The sequence below is a fragment of the Streptomyces sp. NPDC050287 genome, assembly GCF_044459385.1.
In the GTDB taxonomy this organism is placed as follows: domain Bacteria; phylum Actinomycetota; class Actinomycetes; order Streptomycetales; family Streptomycetaceae; genus Streptomyces.
Genome location: NZ_JBITIY010000005.1, coordinates 252,013 through 268,662 on the forward strand (window position 1 = coordinate 252,013; position 16,650 = coordinate 268,662).

At 69.4% G+C, this 16,650-nt stretch carries 14 protein-coding genes and 1 pseudogene; 4 read left to right on the forward strand and 11 right to left on the reverse strand.

Going from position 1 to position 16,650, the window contains the following annotated elements; genetic code table 11:
• Positions 1 to 12 precede the first annotated feature (12 nt).
• From ACIBK3_RS19825 to ACIBK3_RS19850, 6 genes are all read right to left on the reverse strand, one after another.
• Positions 13 to 1,089, reverse strand: a complete 1,077-nt coding sequence (locus ACIBK3_RS19825) for an NAD(P)-binding domain-containing protein (RefSeq protein ID WP_399367011.1) — start codon at positions 1,087 to 1,089, stop codon at positions 13 to 15.
• 42 nt (positions 1,090 to 1,131) lie between these two features.
• Positions 1,132 to 2,271, reverse strand: coding sequence for an LLM class flavin-dependent oxidoreductase (locus ACIBK3_RS19830; RefSeq protein WP_399367013.1), 1,140 nt, complete (start codon positions 2,269 to 2,271; stop codon positions 1,132 to 1,134).
• Position 2,272: 1 nt separating this feature from the next.
• Entirely contained in the window at positions 2,273 to 3,298 is a 1,026-nt protein-coding gene (locus ACIBK3_RS19835) for an ABC transporter substrate-binding protein (protein ID WP_399367015.1), read from the reverse strand.
• Between the two features lie 102 nt (positions 3,299 to 3,400).
• A complete protein-coding gene (locus ACIBK3_RS19840) occupies positions 3,401 to 4,228 on the reverse strand; it encodes an ABC transporter ATP-binding protein (RefSeq protein WP_399367017.1) in 828 nt (275 codons plus the stop codon).
• Positions 4,201 to 5,121: an ABC transporter permease gene (locus ACIBK3_RS19845; RefSeq protein WP_399367019.1), complete on the reverse strand. Its 921-nt coding sequence runs from the start codon at positions 5,119 to 5,121 to the stop codon at positions 4,201 to 4,203. Before ACIBK3_RS19845 ends, ACIBK3_RS19840 begins: the two co-directional genes overlap by 28 nt.
• A 181-nt stretch (positions 5,122 to 5,302) precedes the next feature.
• Complete coding sequence (locus tag ACIBK3_RS19850) at positions 5,303 to 5,386, reverse strand: putative leader peptide (RefSeq protein ID WP_349817350.1); 84 nt, start codon at positions 5,384 to 5,386, stop codon at positions 5,303 to 5,305.
• A gap of 123 nt (positions 5,387 to 5,509) precedes the next feature.
• Between ACIBK3_RS19850 and ACIBK3_RS19855 the strand changes: the two genes are divergently transcribed.
• Positions 5,510 to 5,932 (forward strand): YjbQ family protein, encoded by a 423-nt coding sequence (locus ACIBK3_RS19855; protein WP_399367021.1) that lies wholly within the window; start codon positions 5,510 to 5,512, stop codon positions 5,930 to 5,932.
• Positions 5,933 to 6,062: 130 nt separating this feature from the next.
• Here the strand turns inward: ACIBK3_RS19855 and ACIBK3_RS19860 are convergent, their stop codons facing one another.
• A complete protein-coding gene (locus ACIBK3_RS19860; protein ID WP_399367023.1) occupies positions 6,063 to 6,959 on the reverse strand; it encodes a BTAD domain-containing putative transcriptional regulator in 897 nt (298 codons plus the stop codon).
• A gap of 291 nt (positions 6,960 to 7,250) precedes the next feature.
• On the opposite strand from ACIBK3_RS19860, the pseudogene ACIBK3_RS19865 reads away from it, so the two are divergent.
• Positions 7,251 to 7,990: pseudogene (locus ACIBK3_RS19865) on the forward strand (NAD(P)-dependent oxidoreductase).
• Between the two features lie 104 nt (positions 7,991 to 8,094).
• On the opposite strand, the gene ACIBK3_RS19870 reads toward ACIBK3_RS19865, so the two are convergent.
• Positions 8,095 to 8,829, reverse strand: coding sequence for a hypothetical protein (locus ACIBK3_RS19870; RefSeq protein WP_399367025.1), 735 nt, complete (start codon positions 8,827 to 8,829; stop codon positions 8,095 to 8,097).
• Positions 8,830 to 9,026: 197 nt separating this feature from the next.
• Between ACIBK3_RS19870 and ACIBK3_RS19875 the strand changes: the two genes are divergently transcribed.
• Positions 9,027 to 9,815: a DeoR/GlpR family DNA-binding transcription regulator gene (locus tag ACIBK3_RS19875; protein WP_399367027.1), complete on the forward strand. Its 789-nt coding sequence runs from the start codon at positions 9,027 to 9,029 to the stop codon at positions 9,813 to 9,815.
• Positions 9,816 to 9,839: 24 nt separating this feature from the next.
• Here the strand turns inward: ACIBK3_RS19875 and ACIBK3_RS19880 are convergent, their stop codons facing one another.
• The 3 genes from ACIBK3_RS19880 to ACIBK3_RS19890 are packed head-to-tail and all read right to left on the reverse strand — an operon-like array spanning position 9,840 to position 12,971.
• Positions 9,840 to 10,742: a carbohydrate ABC transporter permease gene (locus tag ACIBK3_RS19880; protein WP_399367029.1), complete on the reverse strand. Its 903-nt coding sequence runs from the start codon at positions 10,740 to 10,742 to the stop codon at positions 9,840 to 9,842.
• Positions 10,742 to 11,716, reverse strand: a complete 975-nt coding sequence (locus ACIBK3_RS19885; RefSeq protein WP_399367031.1) for a carbohydrate ABC transporter permease — start codon at positions 11,714 to 11,716, stop codon at positions 10,742 to 10,744. Before ACIBK3_RS19885 ends, ACIBK3_RS19880 begins: the two co-directional genes overlap by 1 nt.
• A gap of 4 nt (positions 11,717 to 11,720) precedes the next feature.
• Entirely contained in the window at positions 11,721 to 12,971 is a 1,251-nt protein-coding gene (locus ACIBK3_RS19890) for an extracellular solute-binding protein (protein WP_399367033.1), read from the reverse strand.
• A gap of 582 nt (positions 12,972 to 13,553) precedes the next feature.
• Between ACIBK3_RS19890 and ACIBK3_RS19895 the strand changes: the two genes are divergently transcribed.
• Positions 13,554 to 16,598, forward strand: coding sequence for a TIM-barrel domain-containing protein (locus ACIBK3_RS19895; RefSeq protein ID WP_399367035.1), 3,045 nt, complete (start codon positions 13,554 to 13,556; stop codon positions 16,596 to 16,598).
• Positions 16,599 to 16,650: the final 52 nt, after the last annotated feature.

Genomic DNA, 16,650 nt, shown 5'->3' on the forward strand with positions numbered 1-16,650 from the left:
CCGGACGGTGCCTCACGCGGCGAGCGGCTCCCCGGCCAGCAGCCGCCTGATGTCCCGTACGGCCGCGCGGCCCGCCCGGTTGGCGCCGATGGTGCTGGCCGACGGGCCGTAGCCGACCAGGTGGATCCGCGGATCGGCGAGCACGCGCGTGCCCTCGACCCGGATCCCGCCACCCGGCTCGCGCAGCGTCAGCGGCGCCAGATGGTCGATGGCGGCCCGGAACCCGGTCGCCCACAGGATGACGTCGGCGGCCACACGCCGCCCGTCGTTCCACTCCACGCCCTCGGGTGTGACCCGGTCGAACATCGGCAACCGGTCCAGGACTCCGTCCGCGATGCCCTGGCGGATCGCGTCGTTGAGCGGCAGCCCCGTCACCGACACGACACTCTTCGGTGGCAGCCCCTGCCGGACCCGCTCCTCGACCAGCGCGACCGCGGCCCGGCCCACGTTCTCGTCGAAGGGCCCCTCGCGGAAGACGGGCGGCCGCCGGGTGACCCAGGCGGTGGAGGCCGCGTACGGGGCGATCTCCAACAGGTGCTGGGTGCCGGACGCGCCGCCGCCCACCACCACGACCCGCTGCCCGGCGAACTCCTCGGGCCCCGGGTACTGCGCGGTGTGCAACTGCCGTCCCCGGAAGGTCTCCTGGCCCGGATAGCGCGGCCAGAACGGCCGGTCCCAGGTCCCGGTCGCGTTGATCAGCGCCCGCGTCGCCCATGTTCCGGCAGAGGTCTCCACGAGCAGTCGCCCGCTCTCGCCCTCGCGCACGGCACGGACATCGACGGGCCGCCGGACCCGCAGGTCGAAGGTGCGCTCGTACCGGGTGAAGTACTCGGTGATGACGTCGGCGGACGGCCGCGCCGGGTCGGCGTCCGTGAGTTCCATACCGGGCAGGGCGTGCATCCCGTGGACCTTGCCGTACGTCAGCGACGGCCAGCGGAACTGCCAGGCGCCGCCGGGGCCGGGGGAGTGGTCCAGCACAACGAAGTCGCGGTCCGGCTCGTAGCCGACACGTCGCAGGTGACAGGCGCTGGACAGCCCGGCCTGTCCAGCGCCTATGACGACCACCTCGACCTCACGCGTGTTGTTCACGCTTCTACCAACAGTGGCGCGTCCGTGGATCTTCCCAGGCTGTCACCGGCCGCTCCCCACGAGGACCGGCGCACCGGCCTTCGCGCTCTCGACCAGCCCACGGGCCGCCAGCTCGGGGATCACGCCCTCGCCGAACCAGTACGCCTCCTCCAGGTGCGGATACCCGGAGAGCACGAAGTGCTCGACGCCCAGCGCGTGGTACTCCTCGATCAGGTCGGCGACCTCGGCGTGGCTGCCGACCAGGGCGGTACCCGCCCCACCTCGGACGAGACCGACCCCCGCCCACAGGTTCGGATGGATCTCCAGCTTGTCGCGCGAGCCGCCGTGCAGGGCCAGCATCCGCTGCTGGCCCACCGACTCACTGCGCCCGAGCGCAGTCTGCGCGGCCGCGACGCTCTCCGCGTCGAGGTCGTCGAGCAGCCGGTTCGCCGTTGCCCAGGCCTCCGCCGACGCGTCGCGCGAGATGGTGTGCAAGCGGATCCCGAAGCGGACCTCGCGGCCCTCCCGTTCGGCGAGCGAACGGATCCAGTCGATCTTCTCCTTGACCTGTGCGGGCGGCTCGCCCCATGTCAGATACACGTCGGCGTGCCGCGCGGCGACCGGTCCGGCGGCGGCGGACGACCCGCCGAAGAACAACTGCGGCACCGGGTCCGGAGGCAGCGCGGTCAGTCCGGCGTCGACCTGGTAGTGGCTGCCGTGGAAGTCGTACGGTTCACCGCGCCACACCCCGCGCACGACGGACAGGAACTCGTCCGTACGTTCGTACCGTCGGTCGTGGTCGAGCCGGTCCCCGAACCGCCGTTGCTCGGTCGAGTCGCCGCCCGTGACCACGTTCAGCAGCAGTCGTCCACGCGTGACCCGCTGATAGGTGGCCGCCATCTGCGCGGCGAGCGTGGGCGAGATCAGCCCCGGCCGGAACGCCACCAGGAACTTCAGCCGCTCGGTGTGCTGCGCGAGCGCCACCGTCGTCAGCCAGGCGTCCTCGCACCAGGTACCGGTCGGGGTGAGCACCGCCTCGAAGCCCAACTGCTCGGCCGCCTTGGCGATCTGGGCGAGGTACTCGATGTCGGGCGCACGCACCCCGCGTACCGGCCCGGCGTGGTTGGACGCGTACGCGTGCCGGTCGACGAGGGTGCGGCCGTCGCCGCCCGTCGGGAGGAACCAGTGGAGACGGACGGTCATGTCACGACCCTTCCGAGGGACGGGGCGCGGTGGTCGACGGCGGCAGGTCGCCGTTGTACCGCGAGTCGGTGAAGTCGGCGAAGTCCACCTTGCGGGGGATGAGCTTCAGCTGTGTGAAGGTGTCGGCGATCTGCTGCTCGGAGGCGATGAGCGGCTTGTCGACGGCGACCGCGACCCGCGTGGCGTAGGTGCGCTTCACCGCGGCCAGCGCCACGTCCTCGGGCAGCCCGGTCTCCTTCGCCCAGACCTTCGCCCAGTCCTCCTTGTGGTTGTACACCCACGTGGTCGCCCGCTGCAGCCGCTGCAGGTAGTCCTTGATGGCGGCCGCCTTCTTCGCGTCCTTGAGCGCGCCGGGCGCCGCGACCTGGAAGGTCAGGCCGTTGGTGATGCCCTCGCCGGTCGTCAGGATCCGGCCCTGCTTGCCCTTGAGCACCTGCGAGGTGTACGGGTCCCACACCGCCCACGCGTCGACCTTGCCGGAGGTGAACGCGGCCAGCGCGTCGGCCGGCTGGAGGTACTTGACCTTGATGTCGCTCAGGCTGAGCCCGGCCTCCTTCAGGGACGCGACCAGCTGGTAGTGCGCGGAGGACCCCTGCGCCACGGCCACCGACCTGCCCTTGAGGTCCTGGGGCTTCGACAGCTTCGAGCCGTTCGGTACGAGGATGGCGTCGCCCTTGGACGTGCCGTGCCAGGCGGACACCACCGTGATCTTCGAGTCCGCGCCGGCCGCGAACACGGGCGGGGTGTTGCCGACGCCGCCGATGTCGACGGCCTTGGCGTTGACGGCTTCGAGCAGCGGCGGGCCGGAGGTGAACGTGGACCACTTGATCTTGTACTTGAGGTTCTCGAGTTCGCCGGCGGCCTGCAGGATGGCCTGCGAACCGCCCTTCTGGTCACCGACGTTGAGCGTGAGAGAGCCCGAACCGTCGGTGCCGCCGCCGGTCGAGGCCGACGAGCTCCCGCCGCAGGCGGACAGCAGCAGGGCGAGGGGGAGAAGCAGCGCGGCGGGGACGAGGCGACGTCGCATGACGGATCCGTTCTGTGCAACTGGGGAGGAACCAGGGGAGGGAACGCGGGAGGAACTTGAGGAGAAACCGGCGCAGGAACTACAGGAGAGGGAAAGGGAATGTCAGGCGGCTTCGGCCGTGGTGTCGACGCCCAGGCGCGCGAGGAGTCCGGCGCGCAGTTCGGCGAACCGCGGGTCGGTGATGTCCCGCGGCCGGTCCAGGTCGATCCGCTGCTCGTGCGCGATGACACCGTCGTCCATCACCAGGACCCGGTCGGCGAGCAGCACGGCCTCCTCGACGTCGTGCGTGACCAGCAGCACGGCGCAGCCGCGCCGCCGCCACAACTCGCCCACCAGCCGCTGTGCCTTGATCCGGGTGAGCGCGTCGAGGGCGCCGAACGGCTCGTCGAGCAGCAGCAGGTCGGGTTCGCGGACCAAGGCCCGGGCCAGTGAGGCACGTTGGGCCTCACCGCCGGAGAGGGTCTTGGGCCAGGCGTCGGAGCGGTGGTCGAGGCCGACCTCCTCGAGGGCCCGGTCGGCGAGGGCGCGCTCGGGCCTGCCGGGCAGTCCGAGCAGCACATTGCGCCACACCTTCTTCCACGGCATCAGCCGCGGCGCCTGGAACGCGACGGCCTTGCGGCGCGGGACGAGGACGGTGCCGTCGATGTCGCGGTCGAGACCGGCGAGGATGCGCAGCAGGGTGGACTTGCCGCAGCCGCTGCGGCCGAGCAGGGCGACGAACTCGCCCTGACGGACGTCGAGTCGGAGGTCGTCGATGACGGCACGGCCGTCGAAGGACCGGGTCAGCCCCTCGACGCGGACGGCCTGCGGCACCGGGGAGACCGGGGACGCCCCGGACGCCTCGGATACCTGGGGCGCCTCGGACGCCTGGGACGGGTCCGGTACCGGGGACACCTGGGGGTTCACCGGCCGGTGAACGTCGGTCGCCATTGCAGCAGCAGCCTTTCGAGGGTACGGACGACGAAGTCGGCCAGCAGGCCGAGGAAGGCGTAGACGATCAGGCAGACCACGATCACGTCGGTCCGCAGGAAGTCCCGCGCCTGGACCATGAGGAACCCGATGCCCGAGTCCGCGTTGACCTGCTCGGCGAAGACGAGCGCCAGCCAGGAGATGCCGAGGGAGTAGCGCAGGCCGGTCATCGCCCCGGGCAGCGCGCCCGGCAGCACGACGTGGCGCACCAGCCCCCACCGTGACAGTCCGAGGGACTCCCCGGCCTCGATCAGTTGCGAGTCCACGCCGCGGATGCCGGCGTACACGTTGAGATAGAGCGGGAAGGTCACACCGAGCGTGATGATGGCGATCTTCGGCGCCTCGCCGATGCCGAACCAGATGATGAACAGCGGGATGAGACCCACGAATGGCACGGTCCGCAGCATCTGGACGGGGGCGTCCACGAGGTCCTCGCCGATCCGGAACAGGCCTGAGACCAGGGCGAGTGCGGTACCGATGACGGTGCCGAGAAGCAGTCCGACGGCCACCCGCTGCAGTGAGGTGCCCATGGCGGAGGGCAGCGACCCGTCGGCGATCAGGTCCCTGCCCACCTGGGCGATCCGCCCCGGTGAGGCGAGTACGTCGGGGGTCAGTACGCCCGTGCTGCTGAGGAGTTGCCACAGCGCCAGCAGCGCGAGCGGACCGGTGGTGCGGCGCAGCCAGCGGGGGACGCGGGCGCGACGGGAGGAGCTGGGGACGAGGGGCTGGAGGTCGAGCGGAGCGCGCTCGTCGGCATCGGCGTCGGTCGTGGCGCCGGCCTTGGCGAGGCGGGATGTCGATATATCTGAAATATCGGGTTCGTGAGAGCCGGGCGGGGCATGGCTGATGCTCATGAGTGCTCCACGGGCAGGAGAGCGGCCGGTGAGGGAGTGCGCCCGCGCGCCGCCACGTCCCGGGAGTGAGCGGGGTGTGCGGGTAGGCGGTGCGGATCAGGAGATCAGGCGCGGATCGGATCCAGGTCGGACCGGACCAGGCGGAAAGATCGGACCGCAGGCGAAAAGAGGTGAGAAGGCGTCAGCAGCCGCGGCGACACGCGGCGGAGGCCACCCGCAGCAGGTCGATGTGACCGCGCGTGGTGAGCAGAGCTGAACGCAACATGCGGCTGAAAGTAGCCAGCCGGCGTGCCCGCGGTCAATGGCGTCTCGCGTAGTGGACCACTCGTATCGGAAGGTGGTCGGTCGTACACGTGTGAAACGTGGTGTGCGGGTGAGGATGGGAAGCATGTCAGACGTTTTCACCACCCGAGTCCTGAATGTGAGCACCGGCTCCACGGAGCGGATCGCCGATCTCACCGGCGACTGTGAAGCCTTCCTGGGGGAGGTGGCGGCCGGCCGTGACGGCCTTCTCAACCTCTTCGTCCCGCACGCCACGGCCGGCATCGCGATCATCGAGACGGGCGCCGGCAGCGACGACGACCTCCTCGCGGCCCTGCACACCCTCCTGCCCGCCGACGACCGCTGGCAGCACCGCCACGGCAGCCCCGGCCACGGCCGCGACCACGTCCTCCCCGCCATCGTCCCGCCCCACGCGACACTGCCGGTGGTGGGCGGGCGACTGGAACTGGGGACGTGGCAGTCGGTGTGCCTGGTCGATACGAACAGGGATAATCCGGACAGGCGGGTCCGGTTGTCGTTCCTCGGCTGAGCGCCCTTGCTGGGGGATCGAGACCAAGATCGGGTCGGCAACCGCGGCTGCGTCGCAGGACCGGGTCCGGGACGAGTGCGGCTGCCACCAGGCGCCGGGTGCGGCCGCGAACCCCCTGACAACGGAGAGGTCATGGGTGAGAAAGGATCCTGAGCCGTGGCTTCCGCGTGCCCCGGCTCACTCCGTGCCCGGGCGGGCCGACTCCGCCGTGGCCTGGGCCTCGTGGCCGCTGAGAGCGCCCAGGGCGAACTCCCGGGCGTAGGTGTCCTCGTCGACCGCCGCACGCACGCGGGCGGAGACGCGTTCCACATCGCCCTGTTCGGCGGGAGGGTGCGGGGCTCCGGCCCGTTCCCTGGTCGCCGCCGCAGTGCCGAGCAGGCGCGAGCGCGTCGGAGGAGCGCCCCGCCCGGTACAGCGCCCACATCAGTGCGCCCCGCAGGCCCTCGCGCAACGGGTACGTCTCCACCAGCTCGGTCAGCTCACCGATCAGCAGGCTGTGCTCGCCCAACTCCAGCCGCACATGGGCGTGTTCCTCCACCGCGGTGAGGCGTTCCTCCTCCAGGCTCGCCGCCGTCGGCCGTACGCAGGGCTGGTCCGCGAACCCGGCGAAGGCGGCCCCGCGCCACAGCGCCAGCGCCTCGGTGTACAACGCCGCCCGCGCCCGGGGCTCTTCGGCGGCACGGGCCCCGGCGACCAGGGCGCGAAACCGCCCGGCGTCCAGCGCGGCGGCCGGGATGTCCAGGACGTAGCCGGGCGCCCGGTGCGCCACCAGCTCACGGCCCCCCCCCGCTTCCGCGTCCTGAAGAGCGCGCCGCAGCTGGGACACCTTGTCCTGCAGCGAAGCCGTGGGCCGTGCCGTGAACGTCGAGCCGCCCCACAGGTCCTCGATGAGCCGGCCCACCGGCACGACCTGCCCTCGGTGGGCGAGCGGTTCGGCGAGGAGCATCCGCACCTTGGCTTCGGGCACCTGCACCCCGCGGCCGTCGTCCGTGCACACCTCCAGCGGCCCCAGCACCCCGAACTTCACGATCTCGGCGTAACCGCAGCCGCGCAGGGTGATCGGCGACGAACAAGGCCCGCCACCGGTCCGGGGAGGGCGACCGTGCAGCAGGTCCGAGGCTGTCCGAAGCGAATCCGAAGCGAGTCCGAAGTGATTCCGACGGGGCCTGAGACAGGCTTCCCCGAGGAATCCGGGTTCGGCGGCGGTGCGGAAGGGGGCCCGGCGCGGCACTCCGGCCCTCAATTCACCCGCTTCGACTGGAGGAAATGATTCCTGGGTGACAACCACCCCTCGGTGTCGGTGATCGGCCTGGGCCTGATGGGGCAGGCACTCGCGGCTGCCTTCCTGAAGGCGGGCCACGCCACCACCGTGTGGAACCGCTCGGCGGACAAGGCCGACGGGCTCGTCGCGGACGGCGCGGTCCGCACCGCCACTCCCGGGGACGCCGTGGCCGCGAGCGACCTCGTGGTCATGTGCGTGTCGACGTACGACGTCGTGCACGACGTGGTCGGCTCATTGGGTGCCGCGCTGCGAGGCAAGACCCTCGTCAACCTGACCACGGGCTCCTCGGAGCAGGCCCGGCAGACCGCCGAGTGGGCGGAGAAGAACGGCACGCGGTACCTCGAGGGCGCGGCGGAGGCACCGCCTACCTCGGCACCGACCACGGCAAGCCCGCCCTGTTCGACGTGGAACTGCTCGGCCTGATGTGGGGCGTCCTCAACAGCTTCCTGCACGGTGTCGCCATCGTGGAGACAGGCGGTGTCAAGGCGCGGGAGTTCCTGCCCTGGGCGCACATGTGGCTCGACGCCATCAAGATCTTCACAGCCGACTACGCCGCGCAGATCGACGCGGGCGACGAGAAGTTCCCGGCCAACGACGCCACTCTGGAGACGCACCTGGGCGCGCTCAGGCATCTCGTCGAGGAGAGCGAGGCGCTCGGCGTCGACACCGAACTGCTCAGGTACTCCGAGGCGCTGATGGAGCGCGTCATCGCGCAGGGCCACGGCAAGAACAGCTACGCCAGCGTCGTCCAGGCATATCGCCGACCCGCTCGCTGACGAGGTGCGGGTCTTCCCCGTCGTTCCTGACGGAACCCGGGGCGGTCACCCGTGTCCGGGACGGCAGGCCGGGGCAGCCGGTCAAGCGGGTCCCGGCTGGGCCGTCAGCGCAGGATGTTGACGGCCCGGGCGACCACCAGGACCACGGTCACCAGCGAGACCGAGGACTGCACCGTCATCAGCATCTTCGCCCAGCGCGACAGCGGCATCACGTCGGTCGGGCTGAAGGCGGTGGAGTTGGTGAACGACAGGTACAGGTAGTCCAGGAACGCAGGTTCCCAGTCCGGCGGCGCCGTCTCGGGGCTCTGCATCTGGACGAAGAGGAAGTCGGCGAACTGGTGGTGACCGCGGGCCCGTGCCATCGGGCCGCCGCGGTCCCACTCCCAGTACCACAGGGCGAACACGATGACGTTCGTCAGCCAGATGCCGCCGCCGGTCAGCAGCAGCGGCCCGGCGTCCGTCCCCTCGGTGCCGTTGACCAGGCCCGCCACCAGACGGACCGCCGCCCAGCCGTTGGCCAGGCTGATCAGGCAGGTCAAGGCCAGGCCCAGCCACCGCAGCCACCGGGTCCGGGGCTCCACCCGTCGCGGGTTCGCGGCGATCAGGCCGGCCAGCAGCAGGAGCTCCAGGACCGGCAGCGTCCAGTACGGCTGGAAGGCGAGCCGGTGCGGCAGCATCAGCTGGAGTACGACCGCCATCAGGATCACGGCGGTCACCGCCCAGCGCGGCTCACCCCGCGTCGCCCGGCGCCACGCGGGTGCCGCTTCGTGCTCGCCGCTCTGCAGCAGTCGCTCGATCCTCGCCAGGCGGCTCTCGGCGTCGTCCATGTCGTCGGTCATGGCGATGATTGTCCTGGGGGCCATGTTGATCAGAGGACCGGCCGGCCCTGGAAGGCCCCCGCTCGCGGTGAGAGGATCATCCGTGCGCAGAAGTGCTGGCTTTGGCCGTCTAGGCTGCTGAAACAGGCATGGCCTTTCAGAGAACCGGACACGGCTCGTGCTTCACGGGTGTGCACACCACGGACAGGGGACGACGCATGGCGGCACCGCAGGACCGATGGAGCGCCTTGCTGGACATACTGACGCGCGACGGGCGGATCGAGGTCGAGACCGCCGCGGAGGTACTGCACGTCTCCACCGCCACGATCCGACGCGATCTGGATGAGCTGGCCCGCCAGCAGATGGTCACCCGGACCCACGGCGGCGCCGTGATCAACGCCATCGCGTACGACCTGCCGCTCCGCTACAAGGCCGCGCGCAACGCTCCCGAGAAGGAGCGGATCGCCAACGCGGCGGCGGGACTGGTGAAAGCCGGTGCCGTGGTGGGGCTGAACGGCGGCACGACGACCACCGCGGTGGCCCGGGCGCTGGCCATCAGACCGGAGCTGAGCACGGAGGGCGCCGGGCCCTCCCTGACGGTCGTGACCAACGCGCTGAACATCGCCAACGAGTTGGTCGTACGCCGCCATGTGAAGCTCGTCCTCACCGGGGGAGTGGCCCGCCCGGCCTCGTACGAGCTCACCGGACCGCTCGCCACCGGCATGCTCGCGCAGATCACCCTCGACCACGCCTTCATCGGCGTCGACGCGATCGACGTCCGGCACGGGGCGACGGCCCAGGACGAGGGCGAGGCGGGCATCAACTGGGCGTTGGCCCGCCGTGCCGAGCGGGTGATCGTGGTCGCGGACTCCTCCAAACTGGGCCGGCGGGCCTTCGCCCGGATCTGCCCGGTGGAGGACGTCGATGTGCTGGTGACCGACAAGGCGGCGGGCCCGGAGCTGACCGAGCCGTTCGCCGCGGCGGGCGTGGAGATCGTCCGGGCCTGAACGCGTTCGGGCGTCGTGGGCGGGCTACTTGATGCCGCCGGCCGTCAGACCGCTGATCAGGTAGCGCTCGACGAAGACGAACAGGACGACGACCGGCACGATCGCGATGAGCGACGTGGCGAAGAGATACTGCCACTGCTCCTGGTACGCCGTGACGAACCCGGGGATGGCCTTGGTGAGCGTCGTCCGGTCGCCGGACGAGGTGATGGTGAGGGCGACGACGTACTCGTTCCAGGCCCCGATGAACGTGTAGACCAGCGCGGTCACCACCCCGGGCAGCGCCAGCGGCAGGGTGATCCGGACCATGGCGCCCAGCCGGCCGGCCCCGTCCATGAACGCCGCCTCCTCCAGTTCCCTGGGGATGCTCGCGAAGTAGGCGTTGAGGATCCAGATGCAGAACGGCAGGTTGAAGGCCGCGTTGACCAGGATCAGCCCCTCCGCGGTGTCGGTGAGATCGAGGCTGACCATCTCCCGGTAGATACCCACCAGCAGTGCGGTCGGCGCGAACATCTGGGTGACCAGCACCAGGAGGAGAAAGGCCCCGCGTCCGCGGAACCTGTGGCGGGCGGTGTAGTACGCGGCGGGCAGTCCCACGGCGAGTGCGAGGAGCGTGGACATCCCGGCGACGTACAGCGAGAACAGGAGCGCGTCGGAGACCGGCGGATCCTTCAGCGACCAGACGTCGGCGAAGTTCGACCACTGCCAGTGCGACGGCAGATAGGACGGCGGCGACTTCATCAGTTCGGGTGTCGGCTTCAGGGCCGTCAGCAGCATCTGCAGATACGGCGCCAGGAAGAACAGAGCCACCAGCCAGCCCACCGCGGTGAGGACGACGGTGCGCAGCCGGAGCGGACGCCGTCGCCGGGCCTGCGTGGGGGGAACGGTGGGGGAGGGGGCTGTGGTGGATCGGGCCGTGACGGCGGACATCAGCCGGTCTCCTCTCGCCCGCGGACGACGCGCAGGTACACCAGCACGACCAGGAGGATCAGCGCGAAGTTCACGACGGCCATGGCCGCCGATTCGCCGACGGCCTGGTTGTCGAACGCGAGCTTGTACATGTAGGTGGTGGTCGTGTCGGTGGCGAAGCCCGGACCGCCGCGGGTCATGGCCCAGATGACCGGGAAGGAGTTGAAAACGTTGATGACGTTGATGATGGCGGCGACCATCAGCGACGGGCGCAGCAGCGGCAGCGTGATGGAGAGATACGTGCGGGCCGTTCCCGCGCCGTCCAGTCGGGCCGCCTCGTACACCTCGGCCGGGATGGTCCCCAGGCCGGAGAGGATGACGAACGCGGTGAACGGCAGGGAGACGAATACCGCCACGGCCATCATCCAGGCGAACGCCTGCGCCGGGTGGGCCAGCCAGTTCACCGGTTTGTCGAGGATTCCGACGTCCATCAGGACGCGGTTGACGACGCCGTAGAAGTTGTTGAGCATCCAGCGCCAGGTCAGGGCCGTCATCAGGACCGATGCCGCCCAGGGCACGATCAGCGCCCAGCGGACCATCCGGCGCCCGGGGAAACGCGAGTTGAGCAACTGCGCGAGCGCCAGGGAGACGGTGATGGTGACCGTGACCACTCCCACCACCCAGACCAGGGTGCGCAGCACCACGCCCGGCAGGTCCGGCTCGGCGAACAGGTCGGCGTAGTTGTCGCCGCCGGCGAAGCCGCGGGTCAGTCCGGTGGAGCTGATGTCCATCAGGGAGGTGCGGACCATCTCGACGACGGGCCAGATGACCACGGCCAGGATCAGCACGAGGGCGGGTCCGAGCCACAGCAGCGGCTCCAGCGCCCGCAGGCGGCGACCGTTGCGGGAGGAGCGACGGGAACCGGGTGCCGCCGCCGCCCCTTCCTCCCCGGAACCGGCCCCGGCGGTGCGTGGGGTGACGTCCTGTACGGCCACCTCGTCAGCCGTCCTTCTCGGCGGTGTCCTGGATCTCGGTCAGGACCTTCTGGGGTTCGGCGCCCGACACGGCGGTGCCGATGCGCTGCTTCACGGCGCCCTCGACGGCCGACCAGTTGGGGTTGTCGGTGGGGGCGAACCGCGCGCCCGACAGCGCGTCGACGAACGGCTTGTAGTAGGAGGAGTCCGAACTCAGCGCGTCACCGGCCGACTTGGTGACCGACAGGAAGCCCTCGGTGGAGAGGAACTTCGAGGCGTTCTCCTTCTGGTAGAAGAAGTCGAGGAACTTGTTGACGGCTTCGCGGTTCTTGCCGTCGTCCTTCTTGAAGGACACCAGGTAGTCCTGGACACCGAGCGTGTTGTGCGTCGTGCCGTCCTTGCTGGGCAGCGGCGCGACGCCGTAGTTCAGGTTCTTGTCGACCGTGTCGATGAACCCCTTGCGCATGAAGACGGCGCCGTTGATCATGCCGATCTTGCCCTGCGCGAACTGGTTGAAGACGTCCTTGCGGTTGGTGGCCTCGGGGTTGGGCTGGGTCAGCCCGGCCTTCGTGAGCCCCCGCAGGTAGTCCAGCGTCTCGACGTTGGCGGGCTGGTCGACCGCCCACTTGCCCGACTTGTCGGTCCAGCCGCCGTTGTTGTTCATCGCCCAGATGTAGAACTCGGCCTGGGCTTCCTCCGCGCCGAGCGGCAGGCCCAGCGGGATGTCCCCGGCCTTCTTGATCTTCTTGGCGTCCTCCTCGACCTCGGCCCAACTGGTGGGCGGCTTGGAGATCTTGGCCTTGGCGAAGATGTCCTTGTTGTAGAAGAAGAGCCGCGCGCTGGAGATGAACGGCAGGCCGTACTGGGTGCCTTTGTACTGCGCCTGGTCGGCGAAGAGCGGCAGGAAGTCGTCGAGCACCTTCGGCGACACGACGTCCTTCGCCGGGTAGATCAGGTCGTCGCGGGCGAAGTCGGAGAACTTGTTGTAGTTGAGGACGTCGGGTTCCTGCCCGGTCTGGACGTATGTCTTGACCTTGGAGTCCATCTGCTCCCAGTCGACCACCTCCAACTCCACCCGGTAGCCGGGGTTCGCGGCCTCGAAGCCCTTGATGAGCTTGTCCCAGTAGGGCTGGGTGTCGTCGTCGTACTTGGCGGCCACGAATCTGATCGTCTTCCCGTCGGAGCCGCCGCCTCCTGACGAACCTCCCTTGCCGCATCCGCTGAGGACCAGGGCGAGGGCCACACCTGCCGAGATGCCGATGACGTGCCGTTTCATAGGACCACCTTCGCTGCAAGCTGGTGCTTGTTTGTGCTCGAAACTGCCTTACTTCAAGCAGTAATCACCATCATGCCCAACAGGGCGCGCGCGATGTCAAGGGAGGGACGGTTGCCGGTGCGTTACGCCGAGGCCGTGGCAACTCTCCGCGAGGGGTGGGTCCCTGGCGCCTTGCCGCGCGTAATCCGCCCTCGCAGCGGCCAGTTGGTCGCGTTGAGCCGTTTCGAGCTGTTTCTGTCAATTTCGGTCGTGGTTCGGTGAGCGGGTCGTCGTGGTCCGGCGCCGAGGTGGCGGCGCTCGGACCCTGCCCCGGCGCCACGCGTGCTGAAATCCCCCGATTCGGGCGCGGTTCACGCAGAATTTACAGCCGTTTCCCTCGGTGTGACCCCCTTCCCGAGCAGGGCGCGGACCCCGGAAGGCGACTGTCACCAGGGTCGACAGAGGCCCGTGGTGCCACGGAGAAATCATGGAAGGGAATGTTGACAGCTGACGTTTATGGCCAGAACATGAGCAGAAATGAGCATGATCTTGCCGTGCAGCTCCCGCTAAGCAACGCCCCGCCCCGCCCGCTGGAGGACGTGAGTGCGCACCCAACCGCTCAGACGGCGCAAATCCCCTAGGCCCGCGACACTGCTGGCCGCCGCGCTGGTTCTGACCCTTGTACCGACCGTTGCCGGACCCCTCACCACCAAGGCTCAGGCGGACACCGCCGCCCAGGCGGACACGACGGACCGGCCGAAGGTGACCCGGACCGCGGACGGCCTCGCTCTGTCGGTGCCGGGCACCAGGAACACCCCCGGTTACACCGTCGACATCGCCACCGATCAACTCGCCCTCACCACCGAGCGCTCAGGGAAGACCGTGCTCGGTACCGCGGGCGGCGATGACGGCGGACTCCGCTTCCGCTCCGACGGGAAGTGGGAACACGCCACCGAGGTCACCGGCTGGACGTGGAAGAGCGGTGTCCTCACCCTCACCACCGGCACCACCCTCGACGGCGCCACCGTCAGGGCCCGGCTCACTCCCGAGGCCGACCGCTACCAGCTGGACTGGGACGTCGAAGGCGGCAGCCCCGACCAACTCGCCCTCACCTACGACCTGTCCTCGGCCGGCCACTGGTACGGCCACGGCGAGGCGGAGACCCCGCAGGGCGGTCCTGGCACCAACCAGCCCTGGCCGCTGGACGCCGGCGAGGTCGACCATCCGACCTTCGGCCCGGCGTCGTACCACATGATCGACCCGTTCTGGTACACGTCCAAGTCGACCGGTCTGCGCGTCGACACCGGGAACGTCATGGACGTGGCGCTCAACAAGGGCAAGGACGGCCTCGGCACCTTCGTCGTCGAGTCGCCCGACACCTACAAGGCCACCGTGTTCGTCGAGTCGACCCCGCTGGAGGTCTACCGCGACTACATCGGCATCGTCGGCAAGCCCACCAAGTCCGACGCCCCGTACGAGCAGTACGCCAAGCCGCTGTGGAATTCCTGGGCGCAGTTCTACACCAAGGTCGACCAGGAGAAACTGCTCGACTACGCCACCGACCTCCACGACAACGGGCTGGACGGGCACACCATCCAGCTCGACGACAAGTGGGAGTCGAACTACGGCAATCTGACCTGGGATCCCAAGACCTTCCCCGATCCCAAGGGCCTCTCCAAGAAGATCCACGACATGGGGTTCGACTTCGGAGTCTGGGTCACCCTGTGGATCAACCTGGACTCCGCCAACTACCAGTACGCGGTTGACCACGGCTATCTGCTCATGGACGCCAAGGACAAGACCAAGCCGTGTGACGTGACCTGGTGGAACGGCGAGGCCGGGATCATCGACCTGGCCAACCCCGAGGCCAAGGCCTGGTACGAGGGCAACCTCAAGTCCCTCATGGACACGTACGACATCGACGGGCTGAAGTTCGACACGCGCTTCTTCGACGAGAGGTGCGCGCCGCGCGAGGGGTCCCAGGTCACGGACTACCAGAAGCTCGGCACGCAGCTCGCCGACGAGTTCGACCTCCAGGGCGCCGGTATCCGGGTGCACTGGAACAAGACGGCCCACGAGGCCGGTTTCGTGACCCGGCAGGTCGACAAGGGCACCGGCTGGGACTCGCTGCGCGCCTCCGCCTCCCAGAACCTGGCGATCTCCACCATCGGTTACCCGTTCGTCGAGTCCGACATGATCGGCGGTTCCGGCGGCCAGCCCGCACCGACGAAGGACGTGTTGGTGCGGTGGGCGCAGTCGGCCTCACTGATGCCGCTGATGTACGCCTCGACCTCCCCGGTGGACACCAACGACACCACCACCGGGCAGAAGGTCGACTACGACCAGGAGACGGTCGACCTCTACCGGCAGGCGATCAAAACGCACGAGAAGCTCGCCCCCTACATCTGGGACCAGGTGCAGAGCACTCTGAAGACCGGTGATCCGATCATGCGGCCGCTGTTCTTCGACTTCCCGAAGGACGAGGCGAGTTACACGGTCGCCGACGAGTGGATGCTCGGCCCGGCCGTACTGGCCGCGCCCAAGCTGAGCACCGGCGCCACCCGTTCGGTCCATCTGCCGCCGGGCACCTGGTACGACGTCAACCAGGGCACGGTGATCCGCGGCCCCAAGACCCTGAAGGGCTACTCGGCGCCGCTCGGCGTCACCCCGGCCTTCGTCAACCTCAAGGCCCAAGGCGCCGCCAAGGCCGTCAAGGCGCTCAAGCGCGACGACGCTCCGGCCGCCTCCGTCCTGATCACCCCGGACGCGCCCGCCACCGACGCGGGCAAGCCGTTCCAGGTGACCACCGACGTGACCAACTGGAGCACCGGAACCATCAAGAGCGTCAAGGCGGCTCTGGACCTGCCCGACGGCTGGAGCGCCAAGCCGGCCGGTGCGACCACCGCGAGCTCCCTCCAGAACGGCGCCACACTCACCACCACCTGGACGGTGACCCCGGCGGAGGACGCCCGCTGGGGCAGCCACGACCTGACCGGCACCGCCACCTACACCGGATCCAAGGGCTCGACGAAGGTGTCCGACACCGTGCAGGCGCAGGTGAAGGCCGCCCCGGGCAGCGTGCAGGCGCCCTACCTGACGACCGACACCACCTCAGAGGACCCCCAGTACGCCCAGGCCGGCGACCAGTTCGCCATCTGGGCGGGCGGCCAGGACCTGTCCGGCTGGAAGGACGAGAAGGGCGTCATCTACCGCGACGACGTGGCCGGTGAGAAGTCCACCGTTCAGGCCCAGTTGGTCTCGCAGAACAGCGCCTCGCCGGTCGGCAAGGCGGGCGTCGCCCTCGCCAACGACCTGACCGCACCCGAGAAGGGCGGTTACGCGGTACTGGTCATGACCCAGAGCTACGGACTGGAGTTCATGACCGACAGCAACGGCGACGGAAAGCTCGACACCTGGGCGGGCGGTAACGCCTCCTATCACCCGGCGTATCTCAAGCTGACCCGCGACGGCGCCACCTACACCGGGTACGCCAGCAAGGACGGCCAGACCTGGACGCAGGTCGGCACCGCCGAGGTGCCGTCGGCCGCAGGCACCGAGGACGCCGGGATGGTCGCCAGCGCGGCCAACGTCAACTACCCCGGCGAGGACATCGAAGCCGTCTTCAGCGGATTCACCGTCACCTCCTGACACGCCGGTACCACCAGCACCACCCTTCGGTTCTCCGGCAGGCCCCCCTCCC